An 18,132-nucleotide genomic window follows, 5' to 3' on the forward strand; every position below is an offset into this window, starting at 1 on the left:
TAATAAAAATACCTCCACTCAAGCGTGAAGGTATAAAATACTCAAATTTCCTTCAAAATGTTTGAGTTTTTCCATGAATGTGATGCACTATTCTTTCGAGACAGTCTTTTTTCGAGATAACGGGCTGTTGTTCGGTAACTAGAGTGACCTAAACTAGGACTAATCGATTCCAATGTTGCTCCATTTTCAGCACTGATTATGGCATATGCATGCCGAAAAAAATGCGGAGTAATTGGCGTCTTTCTCATTTTTATAAACGTGAGATCAGCGTTATTAATATGTCTTGTCAAATAATTAGATAAGTATTTGTAGCTGTATGGCATACCATTTGCAGTTGTAAAGATTGGAGAGTCATCAGTAGGGTCAAGTTGGAAATCTAATTTTCTTCTTAATCTAAATGACTTAATTCCTTCTATTATATTTGGATGCAATAAGACTTCTCTTTGTTTTCTTCCTTTCCCCATTACATTTAACCAATAATCTCCATCTTGATAAGTAATATCAGAAATCCTGCTAGTACAAAGTTCTCGAATCCTTAAACCGGTTGTAGCTAATGTAGCAATAAAACAATGAATGATTGGATGTTCCTTAAAATAGTCAAGCAGTTGTATGACCTCATTGGAACTAAGGTCGCGATTCGGTATATCTGCTTCTCTAATATTGCTACTCAACATCTTTTCATGTAAGGGAGTTTGTATATAATCATTTTGATAAAGGAAAGTGAAAAAACTCTTCAGAATAACCATCTTTCTATTTAATGTAGCAGCTGCATATGGTTTCCCACCTTTTCCAAGAGGTTCCTCCAGTAACCACTCTTGAAACTTTCGTAAATTACTATGCTTTAATGAACCGAATAAGGCTTAGTGACAGGGTTCTTGCTATAGACCGCAAAGTAAACTTGGAAAAATATTAAAATGCTGTTTCAAGACGATTTAAGTTGTTTAATTTCAGGAGAATAATAACCCATTTCAACCCCTTTATATTGTTCCTTGGTTGTAATATAGTGCATGCCCTTGTAAAAGTTTGTTAATTCCTTCTAAATAATAGGGAGCCCGTTGTTCTACTTGTTCAATATCGACCCATTCAAGTTGGAATATTTCTTCCGGCATCTTAATTTCTTCAATTCCACCTACAATTTGTCCTTCAAAAGTAAAGAAGATAGCATGATGGTTCCTTTTTAAAAACTTACCTTCGTTAATGGCTAATATTTTTCCCGGTTCAATTGTTAGTCCGGTTTCCTCATATACTTCACGAATTACAGCTTCCACTAATGACTCACCTGCTTTAACTCTTCCACCTGGAAAAGACCAATGTCCCTCATGATTATCGACCATTAAAATCTGATTGGACTCATTTTTAATTAGTGCATAGACTACTTTTACTTCTTCCATCAAACATAAACCCTCCTAAGCGAATGGATGTAAAATATACAAATTTTAAACCACTTTATTTTCCCTCTACAACTGCACCCTATTTTTTTATTTCTTCAAACTTTCTTCTATTAACTGCTCTATATAAGGAACCTTGAGATATTCCAGTTGCTGAGACTATCTCCTTTATAGAATATTCTTCACTATCATACATCCGTAGCGCAACAGCAAGCTTTTCTTTATCCAACTTGGGTCTACCTAATGTTTTCCCACGTCTTTTACTTGCTTCAAGTCCTTCCTTTACTCTTTCAGCAATAAGGTTCCTCTCTAATTCAGCAATGACACACATCATTTGAAACATGGCTTTACCTGTAGAGGTTCTTGTATCCATATTTTCTTTTAAAGAAATGAATTGAACCCCCATCTCTTCTAACTGTTGAATAATGTTGAGGATATCCAATGTTTTACGTCCTAAACGGGAGATGCTCTCCACTACAACTGTATCGCCTTTACGGATAACATCAAAAAGTTGATGAAGTCCCTTTCGATCTTTAACTGTACCAGTAAATTTCTCCTTAACTATTTTTTCACAACCATATTCATTAAGCATACCAATTTGCCGATCTAAGTTTTGGTCAATTGTAGACACCCGAGCATAACCAATAATCATTTGTAACCTCCAATAAAATTGTATATTTTTATTTTACTAGAGGGCCACTTATTGTAAAGGTATTTGGTAATACTTTTGGTAATTATTTTTGGTAACTGTTAATCTTAATAAAATCAAAGGACATTAGGGCGATGGGCGTACATTACAAAAACACTGGTTTTTGGTAATCTAGTTGAGTAAAAAAAAGTTATTTAATTAAAAATAAATCGTTACATTTACAATATAGTAATCCTGCTGCGTAAATACACGTTTTTAAAAAAAGTGACATATATTAAAGGGATAAATACGTCTGTGAAAGGAGAATGAATTTGTACCGACAATTAGGTTATTACCATCAATGGCAAAATCCAATGTATTATAACCGGTATGACAATAATTGGTGTAACGACTGGAATCCCCATTATTATAACTGGAAAAATAATTTGGGCGATAATGAAAATCCTTATAATAGAGGCAATGTATTAAAGGATTTCGGGCCGCAGCCATTTGTAATTAATATTGAACAGGCCGCCAAGAAGAATAACAATTTCCGCATAGCTTTATGGACGGGAAATCATTTGCAGGTTACTTTAATGAATATTGGTGTTGGAGAAGATATCGGATTGGAAATCCACCCAACATCGGATCAGTTGCTCCATATTGAAGATGGTCAAGGACTTGTTCAAATGGGGAAAAATAAAGGAATATACGATTTTCAAGCCAATGTCTATGACGACTATGTAATCGTGATACCCGCAGGAACATGGCATAATCTAACGAACACAGGTAATAAACCAATAAAATTATACTCCATTTATGCACCACCTCAACATCCATATGGTACTGTTCATGAGACAAAGGCAATTGCCATGGCTTCAGAAAATCACTATTAATAATTTTTGACTGATAACCCTAACACAAATTAGTAATCCCCATATTTTATGGGGAATCACTCTTGTAACGAAGGTATTCAAAGGCTGGACAAAATTCATTTTCCGTTTAATAAATAGCAAAATATTATAGCCTACAATTTGTCCTGCTAGTTATATGGATTAATAACTGCGTTAAGGTTAGCTTTGCACCCCAAATGGGATAATCCAACAACGTATACAAACATAGGACTTTACTTGGAGAGATGGGTATGATAGGCTCGTTTGCCTGATGAAACCTTAGCTTCAGCCTTTCAAGACAAATCGTACCGTTCAACTATATGCACCTTATATATAGTATCAACAACAAAACATTGATATGTTGCACCCTTTATCATTGTTTATATGTATCCACAGAATATGCGTTTAAGGACTTGACTTGGAGCCTCGTACGAACTGTTTTGCTATAAATGCCTATTTGGCATGAAATGTAAGGGCTGATTTTCAGTCTAAGATAGGAATGAAAGAAATCATGTTTTCTTGAAACTGCCTCACTAATACTCCTACATGCTTTATAATTTCAAGCTCTTAAAATAGGGGTCACTTTATCAATAGCTTCTTGTAATTTTTCACTGTTTAACCTATACATTTGTTTGGCCTCCTTTGATTCAGTTCCAAGAGCAAATAATTCTAAATCTGCTTGGCATTTTTTCAAGGTTGAAAGGATTAAAGGTCTTTCTTGAGGGGAAGCGACTTGTAATTTATCGTCAAACAAGTCCACTGTTAGTTCACCATAGGAATTTACTTGTCCAAGGAATACATTTTCTATCGTAACCCCTAATTTTTCTAATTCAGTATGTAACCAAGCTCGACTTCGATCAATGGTGGCAAGTGGCTCATCCATTACTATACCATCCATAATGACAGTCTGGGGCTCTTTAACTGAAGCGGTCGTTAAGTTTAGATCCTTTGCTGTTAAAGGTTGATTCTCTTTTTTTAACATCACGGATAAATCCCCCGTTGGCTCTAACACCGCAAATTCGACATCAGCTACCTGAAAAACATCTTTTTTTCGAAGTAATTCTAATAACTCATCCGTTGTGTATCTTTCTTTTTTTAGATTATCTTCCATGATTTTTCCATCTTTGATAAATACAGATCCTTTCCCTTCTACAAAGTCACGGAGCTTTTTACTTTTTAAAGAAATGAGACTAACTAAATAAGGGATCGCTGCCATTGTCACAATTGCTAATCCACCTATAAAAATGCTATGTCTGACTTCAAGAATAACGATTGCTGCAATTCCTCCTATCGTAATACCTGTTACATATTCGAAGAAAGAAAGTTGGGATAGTTGCTTTTTACCTAGAAATTTTGTGATAAAAAACAGAACAATCATAAACAAAATAACTCGAGAAACAACATTTAGCCAAAGAGGCATTAGTAGACCCTCCTATCTTAAAATCCTTTATATTGGAATTCTTCTCGTTCTAGTTCTCCAATTCGTTTTTTTAAATCCGTTACTACTTCATGTAAAATCATCATAGTTTCATGTAGTGTACGTTTCGATTCATTATCTAGAGTTCGTAATGCTAAACTTGAAAGACTGGCTTCTACACCTTTAAGGCTGGCAAGTGACTGTTTTACATCTGATGCAATTGTCATTCGATATCCTCCCTTATCCCTTTGGTTTAAAAATCAGCGCACCTAGAAACCCAAAAATAATAGCAGCTGAAATACCAGAGCTAGTTACTTCAAACATTCCTGTCATCACACCAACTAACCCATGTTTTTCGGCTTCTTGCATCGCACCATGTACAAGAGAATTCCCAAAGCTGGTAATCGGAACAGTAGCCCCTGCCCCAGCAAAATCAATCAAGGGTTCATATAAACCAACCCCATCTAAAATGGCACCCACCACTACAAGAGCACTTAAGGTATGACCTGGTGTCAATTTAAATACATCAAACATAATTTGCCCAATGATACAAATCAAACCGCCTACAACAAAAGCCCAAAAATAGATCATATTTATTATTCACCTCCGTATTCAATCGACACTGCATGGGCAATACAAGGAATGGTTTCATTTTGCTGAAAGGACAATGGTGAGAGTAAAGCACCTGTAGCTACGACTAACATTTTTTTAAATTCACCTTTTTTCATACGGTTCAATAGATGACCATAAACTACTGTTGCTGAACATCCTGCTCCACTTGCTCCTGAGAGAACCGGCTGCCCCTCCCGATAAATCATAAGGCCACAATCTTGGTATTGTTCTTCACTAATAGGAGTTCCATGCTTTTTAAATAGATCCATGGACACTTCCTGTCCGATTTGGCCAAGGTCACCGGTTACAATTAAATCGTAATAAGATGGCTCAACATTTCGTTCCTTTAAATGGGCTTCAATGGTATCAACCGCAGCTGGCGCCATAGCTCATCCCATGTTAAATGGATCTGTCAGACCCATATCAATCACACGGCCTATTGTGGCAGAAGTGACACGAGGTCCATCCCCAGAATCACTTAATAGGGCCGCACCGGCACCAGTAACAGTCCATTGTGCCGTAGGAGGTTTTTGTCCACCATACTCAGTTGGATACCGAAATTGTTTTTCAACAGCTGTATCATGACTAGATGCTCCTGTTAATAAATATTTAGCTCCTTTTGTATTCACAATATAAGCACCTAGAGCCAGTCCTTCCATAGACGTAGAGCAGGCACCGAATAAACCAAAATACGGAGATCCAATTGTTCGACTGGCAAAACTTGTCGGAGTTATCTGGTTGATCAGATCCCCAGCTAGGATAAATTGAACTTGATCTTTTTGGATGCCCCCTTTTTCCATGGCTTTTTGACAGGCTTCTTCAAAAAGGACTTTATGTGCCTTTTCATAGGAATCCTGTCCAAGCCATAAATCAGCATGAAGGAGATCGAAATCTTCTGCGATCGCTCCGTTTGCTTCAAATGGTCCTCCAACTGTTCCAGTAGAAAGTATCACAGGTTTGTGTTCAAAGATCCATGTACGATGACCTGCAAGCATTATAAACCACCCCACTGGATTAAAATGGTCTTGATGAGGGCAATGACAAAAGCAGAAAAAACACCAAATAAAATAACCGCCCCTGCTAATTTAAACATGTTGCCGCCTACGCCCAGTACAAATCCTTCGGAACGATGCTCAATGGCAGGTGATATGACCGCATTGCCAAAACCAGTTACGGGTACAGCTGTTCCAGCCCCTCCAAATTGGGCCATTCGATCATATACACCAAAACCAGTAAGAAGCATCGTAATAAAAATTAACGTACCCACTGTCGGATTTCCGGCCGTTTGCTCAGTAAAATCAAAAAAATAAATGTAAAAGTCAGAAATACACTGACCGATCAGACAGATAAGTCCACCAGTTATAAAGGCCTTTATACAATTTTTAACAACCGGTCTTTTAATCTCTCGTTATTTTTGCAATTTTTGGTATTCCTGTTGCACAGGAGTGAGTTGTTTCTTTTGATTATTAGACATAACTCGTTCCTTTCTCTTTATGTTTGTTCCTTCATAAGACTTTTCAGTTTATTTAAATCCTTTTTTAAGTTTTTCTCATTCGTATCGTTTTTTTTCAGTCTCTGTTCTATGTTTTCAAGTTCCCAGAACATTTTTTTATCACTCGAAACAAATACTTTATGATCGGGATACATTTTTTTTAAGTCAGATTTAACTGACTTCTCGATATTTTTTAATCGGAAACGGTTGAAATTTCCGACTTTTATCGCTACTAAAAGCTCATTATCTGTATTCACAGCCTTTACATCCGAAATTTCTTCCTTAGTGATAATCTTTTCTTTAGCATGATTGGCAACAGATTGATCAATTGGTTTACTTGTATGTACTTGTGAAATACTCAAATCATTATTATTATCTAACTGATTTTGGTTCCCGTTACACCCTGAAGCCATTCCGATAAGGATTAAAATGAAAAATAATATTTTCACTTTCATGAAATCACCTCCATGTTTTACCAGTATTGGGATGCTAAAAAAGGTTGGCCTCTCAACCAACCTTTTCGCCATACTCATTATTGTTGTTTGTATTGAGGTTCTTCTTGTTCGATTTGTTGAACACGTGGTTCAACATTATCAATAACAGATTGGGTTTGTGTAGCAGCATCTTGATAAAGTTGCTTAGCTTGTTGATTATCCGTACTGAGAGCAAATGTTTCAAAGCTAGCTTGAGCGCTTTTTAATCCTGCTAAAGCTGTTTTAACGTCATTGATGACTGTCATGAATAACACCTCCTATGGTTGACATTAATATGGTGCTAAATAAAATATATATTTATTCATTTAGTTTTAAATATATATCAATATTAAAAAATTCAAATATGAAATATTTTAATGTTTTTGGTAAAAATACATTTTGTAAGTAAAACTCTGCGAGAGGAAGGGTAGTGAAAATTGAAAATCACGCTTTTTTACAAAAGTGATTAAAATTCAGTTGATTTATTCATGGTTACTGTGAGTTTTAGTCCAAACATAGACATATTTGCTTTTTGTTTTAGAAATGGAGTAATAGTTGCAGGTTTGTGTTATAAATTATTTAACATACGAAAGTGGAAAATTATCAAAGGAGAATAGGAAATATGCATAAAGATTATAGTGAAATGGTTTTAGGACCAAAACCACGGGCTAGACAAAAGAATTTTTTTGTAAGTTTAGAGGAGAGTTTTAAAAATCCTATTATACATAAGGAAATTCATGGCGATAAAGTGTATGTTCCCTTAGATCTAAGTAGGATTTGGGACAGGATACATTAAAATAAGCATATTCATTTGTGTATAGCAATTTCTAGGGTAATTGAGGGACAAGGTGAAAGGACACTTTCGTTTTAGGGTAATAGAATTATCCTAAGTGTTAGAGTAGCCAATAGGGACCGCCCCTATGTCCCACCCACATACACTCAAGGACATTTACATCAATTTAAATAAAGGGTCTCAGAATCAATAAGAAACGCATTTTTTCTATTGGCTATCATAATCATATAATCATCCCGTCTTCCAAAAATGTAAGTAGGACATATTTTTGGAATAACAAAAGTTCCAACTTCAATTTTTAGCTCCTTCTGGCTACTTCATTCCTAAAATAGATAGTAACGCTCTTCCTAAAAGAAATAATCTTTTAAAAATAAATTTCCTCAAGAAAGAAGCCTCCTTACAAAAGCACTATATAGGTCACGCTGGTAAAACTTAAATCATACATAAGCCAATCGCTGCCCAATATGCTTGAACGAAAAATCAAGATTCTCTTTTTTTATCACTCATAGTATCCCCCTCACTTCCTCATCCTCCCTTATATACCATAATATTGTCCATCATAGTTAAGAAGTTAGTGTCACTAAGTCTCCTATATTCAGGGTTTCGATTTCTTCTTTCCCCTTTTGTAAAATATGAATTAGAAAAAGCAAAAGATACGTATATGTCCATGCATTGGAGGAAGTTGCTGCAATGACCTATTTAATTGGTAAAGGTATGGACCCACAGACCACTTATATAACGAATCGAATCTTGGGAAATTAATGAAATGTTTAAAAAATGACTAGTTGATATGATCCATGCTATAGAGGAAAAACTAGTAGAAATGATTTAAAATGTTTAAAAGTATTTTTAAACTGTCAGCTCGAAAACAGTGGACTTGATGTTTATTAGGAGGACATTTCTTTTATCTGGACCTAAGGAGAATTACATAATAAATAGAGTAATGGGCAGCTTTAAAGCTGTCCATTACTCTATTTCCCACTTTTGTCATCTTCTCCTACAAGAAGCAGTTCTAAACAAACGGTGTTGAAACTTATTAATCTATACCTTTTTAAATCATTATTCATCTATATTATCCGGGTCATTTACATCTTCAGGATCTTCAATTGGTTCTTCTGTATCAGGCACTAAATCAGCTTCATCATCTTTATTTTCATCTACATTATCTAGGTCATTTGCATCTTTAGGATCTTCAATTGGTTCTTCTGTATCAGGCACTAAATCAGCTTCATCATCTTTATTTTCATCTACATTATCTAGGTCATTTGCATCTTTAGGATCTTCAATTGGCTCTTCTATATCAGGTGGTGGTGGATCATTATCCTCTTCTACATTATTACACCCCATTAACATGATGGCAGATAGAAAAACTGCTGTTAATAGTCTTAACCACTTTAGATTCATTTTTTACCGCCCTTTCTATCGTCATTTATATTCCTAAATTATTTTCTCCGTTTATTATTTTTTTATTCTAATTTTTATTCTAATTTTTATTCTACAGGTTATAAGCATTACCCAAGCTAAGCCTCCATTAAGTTGGACAATACAATGAGGTGAAGTTTTGGGAGTAATTAATGCTAGGGAATCAGATATTGCCTCTTTTTAGGAAGATTATTAAGAGCTGAAGGTGATAAGGAGATGTTACTGTTACTAGTTGGGAACGTTGGAATAAACAAAAAAGGATATGATGATAAGTCATATCGTTAATAAAATGAAATTAGAAACTGAATCGTACTATAAGCTTTGAAAGCTTCAAAAAGGGGGGCCTGGATTTAAGATAATAAATTTGCTATTAAAGGGGTAATTTACCAGTTCAAATGCCTAATGCAGCACATCCGGAGTATTAGGAGGAGGGTTAAACAGACAAATCATATATTTACGTCTTAAATCAGCAGCCATCGAACTGGAATATACTATACGTAAAATTACATAATAAAGTTTGTTTTTCATTCGCCATTTAGTTTGCTCCAAATTCAAGTACTTAGGATTTGTAAAATTCATTCCTATCAATCGGTTGAGGGGGTTTCTCCATCCATCCGCGTTCAACTAAAATGTTAAATCCTTCCCCACCGTACTTCATTACATCCACAAAGAATAGGGACCACACAGCTGCTAAATCCTTTCTCATTGTAATAGATAGAGCGTATCCGAGAGCAGAAACACCAACTTGATTTGAAGAACCAATGAAAAACATAATTAACCTTTCGGAAAATGGTAATGTTGTTGAATCGGTTACCTCCATAGTCAGGGGGGTACCCATGAAATTACAATTTCCCTTCAAAAATTTTGAAAATGCTTCTATTTGTCTTTCAGTAAGTTTTTTTCCTTTTAATAAGTAATCTTTTATTTCTTTGTCTTTCATTACCTGTATTAATCCCATTAAAAGAACTAGACCAATTGTATTTCTTTCAACTGCTGCAAAAAGTTCTCCTATTTCTAAAGTATTTAAAGGTCTTTTCTCACCAAACCATGTATTTATTAACGATGTTGTGTTGTATAAATTCTACACTTTTTGGGTATTCCATATTTGGTGGTCTATCATTTAAACTTTTTAAACTCATAAGATTTAACGCTTTCCCATGTAATTCTGTTTCACTATATAAACATTCCGAAAAAAGTTGATAAATATCGCTGCGAGTAACTTTAGCAAGAACAGTACCATAATATGGAATGATTACATTACTAAAAAACGGTAATACTAAAAAGGCAGCTCAAAGAGTTTGAATTCAAAAATATCTGTTACCTTTTCATTTAAATATAGGGGTGATATCAATAGATAATATATTTGAAAATCTTAAGGAAATACGTTTATTAGAAGATAAGCTCTATCATTTAGAATTAAATGGTTGGCTAAAAAATGAGTTTTTAACTTGGGAATGGTGGATACTAGTCGTTTTTTTAGTTGTGCCTTGGGTTATATGGGCTAAACTTGTTAAACGAGACATTATTTTTAGAAATTTTGTTATTTGGTACCATAATTATCATAACAACAACCTTATTAGATGTAGTTGGCTTACAATATAGGTTTTGGGATTATCCAATTGCATTCTACCTATTATTCCTAGGGCCTTTCCCTTTGATTTTTCAATGATACCTGTAGCTTACATGTTGTTATATCAATATTTTAGAACATGGAAATCTTTTATTTTAGCCCAGATCATTATGGCACTAACATATGCATTTATAGGTGAACCCTTTTGCGAGTGGGTCAAATTTGTTAATTATAGAGTGGAGATACAGATATTCATTCATATATTACTTCATTGTTGGAATTGTAACTCGAGCTTTAATTCTAAAACTTGCCTCTTTATCTAAACCTCAAGATCTTACAACTAAGTAAAATTTAAATTGGAGGAAAAGACTTTGGAAGAAGTTACTATTGGTTTACTGACGATTAAAGTCATCGTTGGTTTTGCTACTTTATTTTTTATTATTATCATAACAGGCAGAACGTCCATCTATCAGTTAACCCCGTTTCACTTAGTTTTTGTGTTAGTACTTGGAGATTTATTAGGAAATACCATTTATCAAGATAAGATAGGGATTTTTCATTTTTTATATGCCATCGGATTGTGGACTGTTCTTATGTTGGGAATAGAGTTTATGACTCTAAAAAGTAAATCGACACGTTCTCTCTTATTAGGCAATCCTAACATCATCATTCGAGATGGTGTTATGGACAGAAAGTTACTTACAAAGAACAAATTGGATGTAAATCAAGTATTAAGTATACTCCGTCAAAATAATGTCTTTTCAGTTCGCGAAGTCAAATACGGTATATTGGAAGCTAATGGGCAAATAAGTTTATTATTAAAATCCAAGTATCAAAAACCAGACAAGCAAGATCTCAATCTTCCAGAAAGTCCAGTAGACCTCCCAACGTCGTTAATTATAGATGGGGAAATTATATGGGATAATTTACATGAACTCGGATTTGATCAACAGTGGTTAGATAACCAATTAACTACCAATGGATTTGATAATGTAAAGCATATACTTTACGCAGATTGGCGAGAGAGTGAAGGCATACATGTAAGTCCTAAATAAAATTTGTTAGGATAAGAGCACATCAATTTTCTTGGTGAATAAAAACTTTAGTCTTCAACAATCAGGCGCTTTAATGAAGTAACTAAAGCCTAATTTTTCACTTATAACACCGAGAAATTAGATATTTTGATTTCCTTAACGTTGTAAATCCGCATTTTCCTGACGCTACCCCTTATAGAATGAGCTAATCGCAAAAATTCGGACCGAAAAAAGAAAAAGTGATTTTATTGGAAATCCTCCTTTGAAATTGAATATGTAAGAAATGAATAAAACCATTAGCCATCAAGGGAACCAAAACCATGTTTATAGGGGATTATAATTAACATAATCATGTTTATAGACACTGAAAAAAGGATCTTCCAGTAAGAAGATCCTTTTTTTTGCTGCTAAAAGTTTTAGTTTTTAAAAATATTCGAATCTTTTCCTCAACGACTATAAACGCTTTCACATGTTCCAGGCGCTGGTTCATAAAAACAATGTTGTTTAAATTGACCACTAAAAGGTTGGCCATACCATGTTGGAGGACACGGACCATATGGATTAAAGTACCAAAGAGCATATTTCGCTGGGTAATCTCTCCAATATTCCAAATTCTTTCTTGCTAATCTTCTTTCAGATTCTCTTGCTCGTTGATAAAATATATTGCCTTTTTGCACAGCTTCAAAGGAGTAATTTCCCCCTTGTACTTGAAAAATAACATCTTCAATGGTCCTTACATCCATGAAATCCGCACAATCAGCTACAGCACGGTTTACAATCACGTTTCCAACATATAGCATCCCCTGTACTCCTTCACCTTCAGCCTCTGCTCTCATCATCCTTGCCATTAAATCAACGTCTGCATCTCGGTAAGCGACTCTTGCCATTTTTCCACCTCCAAAATACAGTATGAAAAAAAGCAACATTCATGTCTCTTTTTTACAATTTGTTAGGATAAGAGCACATCAATTTTCTTGGTGAATATAAACTTTAGTCTTCATCAATCAGGCGCTTTAATGAAGTAACTAAAGCCTAATTTTTCACTTATAACACCGAGAAATTAGACTTTTTATATTTTGATTTCCTTAACGTTGTAAATCCGCACTTTCCTGACGCTACCCCACTTGGGACGTGATTTAAGTCGCGTTAGCGATTTTGTTCTTCCGACCGACTTTAGTTGTTGAATCGATAGAGGTTAATGTTTTATAGAAAAAAACTTATTAAGAAACATGCACTAGAAAAAATATAAATCATATATAGGTGATATCCCGTTTGATGCTTAAGGAGGATATGATGATACCTATGTTACCTAGTGAAAAATATTTCGGTAATTTTGAACTGGTTTATCCATTTTATGGGGCTATGCCTACAGGTGTTACTGTTTCAGAAACCGGTCGTATTTTCATTTGCTTCCCGAAATGGGGAGACGATGTTAAATTTACGGTGGCGGAAATTGTTGAGGATAAATTGCAGCCTTATCCTAATTTACAAACCAATTTGGTTAACCCCGAGAATTTTACAAGGACTTTTATCAGTGTCCAAAGTGTAGTTGCTGATGGAAGGGGAACACTTTGGGTATTAGATACAGCTGCACCCAATTTTTCTGAACCTATTAAAGGGGGGGCAAAATTAGTCGCTGTTGATCTAGAAACGAATACAATAAGAAAAGTATATACCTTTACAGAAGATGTTGTCCTGCCTACAACTTATTTGAATGATGTCCGTTTTGATTTTCGTGTTGGAAAAGCAGGGTATGCTTATATAACGGATTCTTCTTCAACAGGACCAGGAGCTATAATCGTCGTAGATTTAGCAGATGGAAACGCCTTCAGACGGTTAAATGGGGCAAATTCAACTTCACCCGATCCCTATTTTATACCGAAAGTAGAAGGAAAAGTATTAATGAATCGAAATAAAGATGGCAGTACTTCTCCATTTAGACTGGCTTCTGACGGTATTGCGATTTCGCCTGATGGAAGGGTATTATTTTTTTGTCCACTAACCAGTCGTCATCTGTTCTCGATTACAACAGAAGCCCTGAGAGACAGAAGCATACCGGACATGGAATTACCTTATCATGTGGAGTATTGGGGAGAAAAAGGTGCATCTGATGGAATGATCACTGATGCAAAGGGAACTGTTTATGCTGGAGATTATGAACACAACTGTATCCGCAAGATATTGCCAAATGGCACAATGGAAACGATCATACATGACCCGAGAATGTTGTGGCCGGATACTTTTTCAATTGGTCCGGATCAATATTTGTATGTCATTGTGAACCAATTACATCGACAGCCTAGATTTCATTATGGAAAAGACTTACGACAGAAACCTTATAGTTTACTTCGTATCAAAATTGATGAATTTCCTGCTCCGACCTTTTGATAATAAATAAACTTAAAATTAGGAACAGTTTATTTGGTAAATGTTAAACTGTTCCTGGAAATTTTTATAATGTTGGTAAGTTCAATTCTGTATTTATATTTCGGACTTACGATATATCTGGTTGAACATTTTTTTTGTACATGAAAAAAGGACCGCAGCAGCCATCATCCCCAGCTACACAAATTAATGAATTCCTCCCATTTATGAATTTTACCGATTATAAAAAACCTTAAAGAATGTTTCCTCCTATTTTTGGAACAATACAATTGATTGTATTAACGAATAAGGACGTTAAGTAGAAATGGATAATCAAAAATTAGCCGATCATGAATCATTGGATTTGCATGAAGTTATTAATTTCAAAACCCTTTGCTTAGCGAAATCAAAACTAATGCAAGGATTGGTATTTGATCAAGATTTGAGAGCGTTAATGCAAAAAGATGTTGAACAATCCATCGAAGCGCTTGGGGAATTACAGGCAATTTATCAACGTGCACCTTTTGAAGCTCCTGTTCCTCAAAACCGTCCAACGCCAATAGTCAATTGAAAAGGAGGCAAATTCATTGAACCATGACTATTTAGACCCTATAAACTCACTGCACGTACCAGAGCTGGCAGATACCACATTTGCGATGGATTTACTTCTTCGTGCCAAAGAAGGCGTGCGCAATATTGCTGTCGCATTAACGGAGTCCGCATCACCTGATGTTAGAACGGTCTTACGAAACCAGTTAATGCAAGGGATTGCCATGTACCAAGAAATTACAGAACTAATGATTAATAAAAAATGGTTCCATCCATACGAACTAAGTGAACAGTATAAACTAGATCAACTTTCAGCCAACAATACCTTGATGATTGGCAAAATGAATCTATTTCCTGTTGAGACCAATAGAAAAGGTATGTTTGACCGGACACCTGATGAACACTAACACTGGAGGCTGTGACCAATGAAGGCAGTAACATATCAAGGTATTAAAAATGTTGTAGTGAAAGAAGTTCCAGATCCAAAGATTGAAAAACAGCTATATGCGGGTCTGATTTACATTTAATTCACGGCATGATTCCTAACCTGCAAGAAAACTATGTTATTGGTCATGAACCAATGGGAATCGTCGAAGAAGTTGGTCCAGGCGTGACCAAACTAAAAAAGGGAGATCGTGTCATTATTCCTTTTAATATAGCATGCGGTGAATGCCATTACTGTAAAAATCATTTGGAAAGCCAATGTGATAATTCAAATGATAATGGTGATATGGGTGCCTATTTTGGATATTCTGGTACGACGGGGGGCTATCCAGGTGGGCAAGCTGAATATTTAAGAGTGCCATTTGCCAACTTTACTCATTTCAAAATTCCAGAGACTTGTGAAGAACCAGATGAAAAGTTAGCAGTTATTGCCGATGCGATGACTACTGGTTTTTGGAGTGTTGACAATGCAGGCGTAAAGGATGGAGATACCGTTATAGATACACCACCTTCATTGAGTGAACAAACGACTAATGCATCAACATCAAGATTTGTGTTTAAACCGTCATTTGAAAAGACAATTACTGTTGGGTTTTGAACAATTTGATGTACAAATGGAAAATACAGCATTCGATTTCTTTTTGATTTGAACCATGTCCTATCTGTAGCTTTCAAAAAGTCAAAAGTGAGCGTTCCATTTTCTAGCTTTTGATAACCTGTTTTACCAGCATACTCATGTTTATTTTTAAGCTTAGCCACTATGTATTGAATCCCTAATAAGTGACACAGGTTTTCTTCTTTGAAACGCAGTTTAATCGATGGTCTATCGGTATCATCTAATTCAAAATGAAAAACTCTTCCACATAAATGTTCCTTGTAAAACTCTTGGAATAGTTGAAGGGAAACGTCTTTTATATTTGGTTTTTTCTGTATCGTAAGTAAATCTGTAACTGATAACATTTCTTAATTTCCCCTAAAACGAAAAATTGACCCTGGAAACATCATCTCCATTATTACACCCTAATAACAAGAAAATTGAAAGAAAAACCGTTGATAAAAGTTTCATCCACTTAAGATTCATCTTACCGCCACCCTTTCGATTGTTGTAAATTCTAAATTATTTTCTAGGTTGGTTAACAACTAACCAACCTTTTGTCTCGCATAACTATTGTTGTTTTACCTTGAGTTTATTCTTCTTGAACACGTGTTCTTTTATTGTATTACATTACCTCTATATGGATCTTGACTTTGCATGTAGTTAGAAAATTGCTGAACCGATTGTTGAATAGTTTGTGGAGTTTCTTTTTCCAAACCGTACCATCCGTTTTTAAACATTAAGTTATATAGATTGCGGTGACAGTCTTCTGTTTCTTGGGAAACAGACGCTATTGTACGATACAACGATTCATGGCTAGCTTCTTTTAATGCAGTCGAGTATGAGGAAGATATATATTTTTCCGTAGTTAAGGCATCGTTTAGAAAATCTCTATCGTTCATTTGCGGCGTCTTAGGGACTGGTGTTTCAGGATTTTTAATCCTATTTGGAGTATTATTTTCCACTATAGTTTCCTCCTTATTGATTCATATTTTGTGAAGGTTGAGATACATACTGTTGCATCTGTTGAAGCAGCTGTTGATAGTGTCGATCATGCATTTGTCCAGCTTGTTCAAGTGCTGCTCTTACTTCGGGATTTTGACATTGTTGAGCGAAAAAATGCATTTTCTTCATCGCAAGTAAATTCCAGCTTAACATATCGTTTACATAGAGATGATCCTTTGTTGACATTATTTCAGGCGGTTGTGTCATTAAAGCTTGTGCTTGTTGATTATTCATACCCGTCTGCATTTGTTGCATGATGTTTCCTCCTGTTAACAATGTTGTAATCACTTTAGGTAGATTGCCACACAGCGGTCAAAAATATGCAGGTATTTTAGACTAGTTTTAAAGACCCCCCCACCTCTAGATAGCATTAAATACTCCCCACCTATACTTAGGTGGGGAGTATTTGTGGCTAAACTAAATATTAATTTATCCTATTCCAGACCCTGTTTAAATCTAAGGGGACATAGACTTTATCACCATGAATTTCCTTATGTATGATAGGATTGGTAAAACTTTCATCTAAATAATTTTCAATTATTTTCTTATGTCTAGCTCGTGGTTTTGTTCCTAAAATATTTTCAGTATAGTCCTTGTACATTACTAATGTATACCTCGCTTTTTTCACCATTTTCTTGTTTATAGAATTCGCTGTATTAGAGGCAACAGGGGATTTATCCGTCATGTTAAAGAAAGAAAACCATCCATTAACAGCAAAGGATCTAAACTTGACGGTTGCTTCAATTAAAGAGTCTCAGACTGTTATTATGGATGGTGTGATAATGGATGAACCACTTGCGACGATTGGACGAAGCCGTGCTTGGTTACACACTGAATTAGAAAAACTTGGTGTAACGGTAGAAAATGTTTTTCTTGGACAAGTTAATTCCTATGGAGAGTTAACAGTTGACCTGTTTGACGATCAATTACAAGTCGCATCTCCTCAAGAAAGACCTTTAATTCTTTCGACCATGAAAAAGTGCCAAGCAGACTTAGAGCTGTTTGCTCTTGGAACCGAATCAAAAGAAGCTAAGCAAATGTATAGTAAAAATAGTGAAAAACTACAAGAAGCTATTGATAAAGTGATGCCTATTTTAAAAGGATAATGGTTTATTTCGCTATCTTGGATGATCTTAAGACACATAACAAAAAAGTAGTACCATTTTTTTATATAATATCATTAAGTCGAATCTTGAAAATAAAATCTTTGGAAAAATATTTTTTTAAAATTGATTCGGGTATATGTATATATAGAAAGTTTTTCTTCAGCCGTTAAATTTAAAAACGCTAGGAAATTTTTTCAACTAAATATTCTGCTACAAATGATGTAAATACTCTAGAAGGAAGTCGTGATACCTATTCGTTAGTAGGGAAAGAGCAGAAGTATCAAAATCGTATTTATGTTATCGCCTAGTGTAAAATAAAGGGAGTAAACTGGGAATGCACCTATATC

Annotated in this window: 20 protein-coding genes and 5 pseudogenes; 8 read left to right on the forward strand and 17 right to left on the reverse strand. The window is 35.0% G+C overall.

Annotation, left to right across the window (positions count from 1 at the left end):
* Positions 1 to 41: 41 nt before the first annotated feature.
* The 3 genes from NKG37_RS09595 to NKG37_RS09605 all read right to left on the reverse strand — a co-directional run bounded on the left by NKG37_RS09595 (position 42) and on the right by NKG37_RS09605 (position 2,040).
* Positions 42 to 674, reverse strand: a complete 633-nt coding sequence (locus NKG37_RS09595) for a tyrosine-type recombinase/integrase (RefSeq protein ID WP_254416144.1) — start codon at positions 672 to 674, stop codon at positions 42 to 44.
* Positions 675 to 977: 303 nt separating this feature from the next.
* The gene (locus NKG37_RS09600) at positions 978 to 1,391 is read right to left on the reverse strand and encodes an NUDIX hydrolase (RefSeq protein ID WP_025910035.1); all 414 of its coding nucleotides are present in this window, start codon (positions 1,389 to 1,391) and stop codon (positions 978 to 980) included.
* A gap of 79 nt (positions 1,392 to 1,470) precedes the next feature.
* Positions 1,471 to 2,040 carry a recombinase family protein gene (locus NKG37_RS09605; protein WP_016766703.1) on the reverse strand — a complete coding sequence of 190 codons (570 nt, stop codon included), beginning with the start codon at positions 2,038 to 2,040 and terminating at the stop codon, positions 1,471 to 1,473.
* A 302-nt stretch (positions 2,041 to 2,342) separates the two neighbouring features.
* On the opposite strand from NKG37_RS09605, the gene NKG37_RS09610 reads away from it, so the two are divergent.
* On the forward strand, positions 2,343 to 2,912 hold the full coding sequence (locus NKG37_RS09610) for a cupin domain-containing protein (RefSeq protein ID WP_033880424.1): 570 nt from the start codon (positions 2,343 to 2,345) through the stop codon (positions 2,910 to 2,912).
* Positions 2,913 to 3,468: 556 nt separating this feature from the next.
* Here NKG37_RS09610 and NKG37_RS09615 read toward each other — a convergent pair.
* The 7 genes and pseudogenes from NKG37_RS09615 to NKG37_RS09645 all read right to left on the reverse strand — a co-directional run bounded on the left by NKG37_RS09615 (position 3,469) and on the right by NKG37_RS09645 (position 7,169).
* On the reverse strand, positions 3,469 to 4,329 hold the full coding sequence (locus tag NKG37_RS09615) for a DUF421 domain-containing protein (RefSeq protein ID WP_017695337.1): 861 nt from the start codon (positions 4,327 to 4,329) through the stop codon (positions 3,469 to 3,471).
* Positions 4,330 to 4,346: 17 nt separating this feature from the next.
* Entirely contained in the window at positions 4,347 to 4,553 is a 207-nt protein-coding gene (locus NKG37_RS09620) for a DUF1657 domain-containing protein (protein ID WP_017695336.1), read from the reverse strand.
* A 13-nt stretch (positions 4,554 to 4,566) separates the two neighbouring features.
* Positions 4,567 to 4,917: a stage V sporulation protein AE gene (gene spoVAE, locus NKG37_RS09625; RefSeq protein WP_254416145.1), complete on the reverse strand. Its 351-nt coding sequence runs from the start codon at positions 4,915 to 4,917 to the stop codon at positions 4,567 to 4,569.
* A gap of 5 nt (positions 4,918 to 4,922) precedes the next feature.
* A pseudogene (spoVAD, locus tag NKG37_RS09630) lies at positions 4,923 to 5,933 on the reverse strand (stage V sporulation protein AD).
* Positions 5,933 to 6,412 (reverse strand): annotated as a pseudogene (gene spoVAC, locus NKG37_RS09635) (stage V sporulation protein AC). The pseudogenes spoVAD and spoVAC overlap by 1 nt, the downstream one beginning before the upstream one ends.
* Before the next feature lie 17 nt (positions 6,413 to 6,429).
* A complete protein-coding gene (locus NKG37_RS09640) occupies positions 6,430 to 6,885 on the reverse strand; it encodes a YhcN/YlaJ family sporulation lipoprotein (RefSeq protein ID WP_254416146.1) in 456 nt (151 codons plus the stop codon).
* Between the two features lie 77 nt (positions 6,886 to 6,962).
* Positions 6,963 to 7,169, reverse strand: coding sequence for a DUF1657 domain-containing protein (locus NKG37_RS09645; RefSeq protein WP_160549936.1), 207 nt, complete (start codon positions 7,167 to 7,169; stop codon positions 6,963 to 6,965).
* A 356-nt stretch (positions 7,170 to 7,525) separates the two neighbouring features.
* Between NKG37_RS09645 and NKG37_RS09650 the strand changes: the two genes are divergently transcribed.
* A complete protein-coding gene (locus NKG37_RS09650; protein ID WP_017695329.1) occupies positions 7,526 to 7,699 on the forward strand; it encodes a hypothetical protein in 174 nt (57 codons plus the stop codon).
* Between the two features lie 1,056 nt (positions 7,700 to 8,755).
* Here the strand turns inward: NKG37_RS09650 and NKG37_RS09655 are convergent.
* The 3 genes from NKG37_RS09655 to NKG37_RS26290 form a co-directional block, all read right to left on the reverse strand.
* Complete coding sequence (locus tag NKG37_RS09655; protein WP_017697713.1) at positions 8,756 to 9,100, reverse strand: hypothetical protein; 345 nt, start codon at positions 9,098 to 9,100, stop codon at positions 8,756 to 8,758.
* A gap of 577 nt (positions 9,101 to 9,677) precedes the next feature.
* Entirely contained in the window at positions 9,678 to 10,175 is a 498-nt protein-coding gene (locus NKG37_RS09660) for a DUF3231 family protein (protein WP_224428292.1), read from the reverse strand.
* On the reverse strand, positions 10,156 to 10,371 hold the full coding sequence (locus NKG37_RS26290) for a DUF3231 family protein (protein WP_169189600.1): 216 nt from the start codon (positions 10,369 to 10,371) through the stop codon (positions 10,156 to 10,158). Before NKG37_RS26290 ends, NKG37_RS09660 begins: the two co-directional genes overlap by 20 nt.
* 688 nt (positions 10,372 to 11,059) lie before the next feature.
* Here NKG37_RS26290 and NKG37_RS09665 point away from each other — a divergent pair.
* On the forward strand, positions 11,060 to 11,743 hold the full coding sequence (locus NKG37_RS09665) for a DUF421 domain-containing protein (RefSeq protein ID WP_254416148.1): 684 nt from the start codon (positions 11,060 to 11,062) through the stop codon (positions 11,741 to 11,743).
* A gap of 425 nt (positions 11,744 to 12,168) precedes the next feature.
* Here NKG37_RS09665 and NKG37_RS09670 read toward each other — a convergent pair whose 3' ends face one another.
* Entirely contained in the window at positions 12,169 to 12,609 is a 441-nt protein-coding gene (locus NKG37_RS09670) for a cell wall hydrolase (protein WP_169187803.1), read from the reverse strand.
* A 406-nt stretch (positions 12,610 to 13,015) separates the two neighbouring features.
* On the opposite strand from NKG37_RS09670, the gene NKG37_RS09675 reads away from it, so the two are divergent.
* The 4 genes and pseudogenes from NKG37_RS09675 to NKG37_RS09690 form a co-directional block, all read left to right on the forward strand.
* On the forward strand, positions 13,016 to 14,110 hold the full coding sequence (locus NKG37_RS09675; RefSeq protein WP_061794307.1) for an L-dopachrome tautomerase-related protein: 1,095 nt from the start codon (positions 13,016 to 13,018) through the stop codon (positions 14,108 to 14,110).
* Between the two features lie 301 nt (positions 14,111 to 14,411).
* Positions 14,412 to 14,657: a spore gernimation protein GerQ gene (locus NKG37_RS09680; RefSeq protein WP_108897239.1), complete on the forward strand. Its 246-nt coding sequence runs from the start codon at positions 14,412 to 14,414 to the stop codon at positions 14,655 to 14,657.
* Positions 14,658 to 14,673: 16 nt separating this feature from the next.
* Positions 14,674 to 15,042: a spore coat protein gene (locus NKG37_RS09685; protein ID WP_126409024.1), complete on the forward strand. Its 369-nt coding sequence runs from the start codon at positions 14,674 to 14,676 to the stop codon at positions 15,040 to 15,042.
* Between the two features lie 18 nt (positions 15,043 to 15,060).
* A pseudogene (locus NKG37_RS09690) lies at positions 15,061 to 15,578 on the forward strand (alcohol dehydrogenase catalytic domain-containing protein); the annotation flags it as partial.
* Positions 15,579 to 15,667: 89 nt separating this feature from the next.
* On the opposite strand, the pseudogene NKG37_RS26295 reads toward NKG37_RS09690, so the two are convergent.
* From NKG37_RS26295 to NKG37_RS09700, 3 genes and pseudogenes are all read right to left on the reverse strand, one after another.
* A pseudogene (locus NKG37_RS26295) lies at positions 15,668 to 16,039 on the reverse strand (PBECR4 domain-containing protein); the annotation flags it as partial.
* Between the two features lie 252 nt (positions 16,040 to 16,291).
* Positions 16,292 to 16,639 (reverse strand): spore coat protein, encoded by a 348-nt coding sequence (locus tag NKG37_RS09695; protein WP_174752363.1) that lies wholly within the window; start codon positions 16,637 to 16,639, stop codon positions 16,292 to 16,294.
* A gap of 13 nt (positions 16,640 to 16,652) precedes the next feature.
* Positions 16,653 to 16,925 (reverse strand): hypothetical protein, encoded by a 273-nt coding sequence (locus NKG37_RS09700; RefSeq protein ID WP_169189601.1) that lies wholly within the window; start codon positions 16,923 to 16,925, stop codon positions 16,653 to 16,655.
* 395 nt (positions 16,926 to 17,320) lie between these two features.
* On the opposite strand from NKG37_RS09700, the pseudogene NKG37_RS09705 reads away from it, so the two are divergent.
* Positions 17,321 to 17,785, forward strand: a pseudogene (locus tag NKG37_RS09705) (DUF421 domain-containing protein); the annotation flags it as partial.
* Positions 17,786 to 18,132: the final 347 nt, after the last annotated feature.

The organism is Niallia sp. RD1 (assembly GCF_024219955.1).
In the GTDB taxonomy this organism is placed as follows: Bacteria; Bacillota; Bacilli; order Bacillales; family Cytobacillaceae; genus Niallia; species Niallia alba.

Bases quoted from the DNA above. Each gene is read 5' to 3' on its own strand.
- NKG37_RS09680 (WP_108897239.1), top strand. From the start codon at position 14,412: ATGGATAATCAAAAATTAGCCGATCATGAATCATTGGATTTGCATGAA.
- spoVAE (WP_254416145.1), bottom strand. From the start codon at position 4,917: ATGATCTATTTTTGGGCTTTTGTTGTAGGCGGTTTGATTTGTATCATT.
- NKG37_RS09610 (WP_033880424.1), top strand. From the start codon at position 2,343: ATGAATTTGTACCGACAATTAGGTTATTACCATCAATGGCAAAATCCA.
- NKG37_RS09605 (WP_016766703.1), bottom strand. From the start codon at position 2,040: ATGATTATTGGTTATGCTCGGGTGTCTACAATTGACCAAAACTTAGAT.
- NKG37_RS09675 (WP_061794307.1), top strand. From the start codon at position 13,016: ATGATACCTATGTTACCTAGTGAAAAATATTTCGGTAATTTTGAACTG.
- NKG37_RS09615 (WP_017695337.1), bottom strand. From the start codon at position 4,329: ATGCCTCTTTGGCTAAATGTTGTTTCTCGAGTTATTTTGTTTATGATT.
- NKG37_RS09595 (WP_254416144.1), bottom strand. From the start codon at position 674: ATGTTGAGTAGCAATATTAGAGAAGCAGATATACCGAATCGCGACCTT.
- NKG37_RS09620 (WP_017695336.1), bottom strand. From the start codon at position 4,553: ATGACAATTGCATCAGATGTAAAACAGTCACTTGCCAGCCTTAAAGGT.
- NKG37_RS09700 (WP_169189601.1), bottom strand. From the start codon at position 16,925: ATGCAGACGGGTATGAATAATCAACAAGCACAAGCTTTAATGACACAA.
- NKG37_RS09600 (WP_025910035.1), bottom strand. From the start codon at position 1,391: ATGGAAGAAGTAAAAGTAGTCTATGCACTAATTAAAAATGAGTCCAAT.
- NKG37_RS09640 (WP_254416146.1), bottom strand. From the start codon at position 6,885: ATGAAAGTGAAAATATTATTTTTCATTTTAATCCTTATCGGAATGGCT.
- NKG37_RS09650 (WP_017695329.1), top strand. From the start codon at position 7,526: ATGCATAAAGATTATAGTGAAATGGTTTTAGGACCAAAACCACGGGCT.
- NKG37_RS09670 (WP_169187803.1), bottom strand. From the start codon at position 12,609: ATGGCAAGAGTCGCTTACCGAGATGCAGACGTTGATTTAATGGCAAGG.
- NKG37_RS09655 (WP_017697713.1), bottom strand. From the start codon at position 9,100: ATGAATCTAAAGTGGTTAAGACTATTAACAGCAGTTTTTCTATCTGCC.
- NKG37_RS09645 (WP_160549936.1), bottom strand. From the start codon at position 7,169: ATGACAGTCATCAATGACGTTAAAACAGCTTTAGCAGGATTAAAAAGC.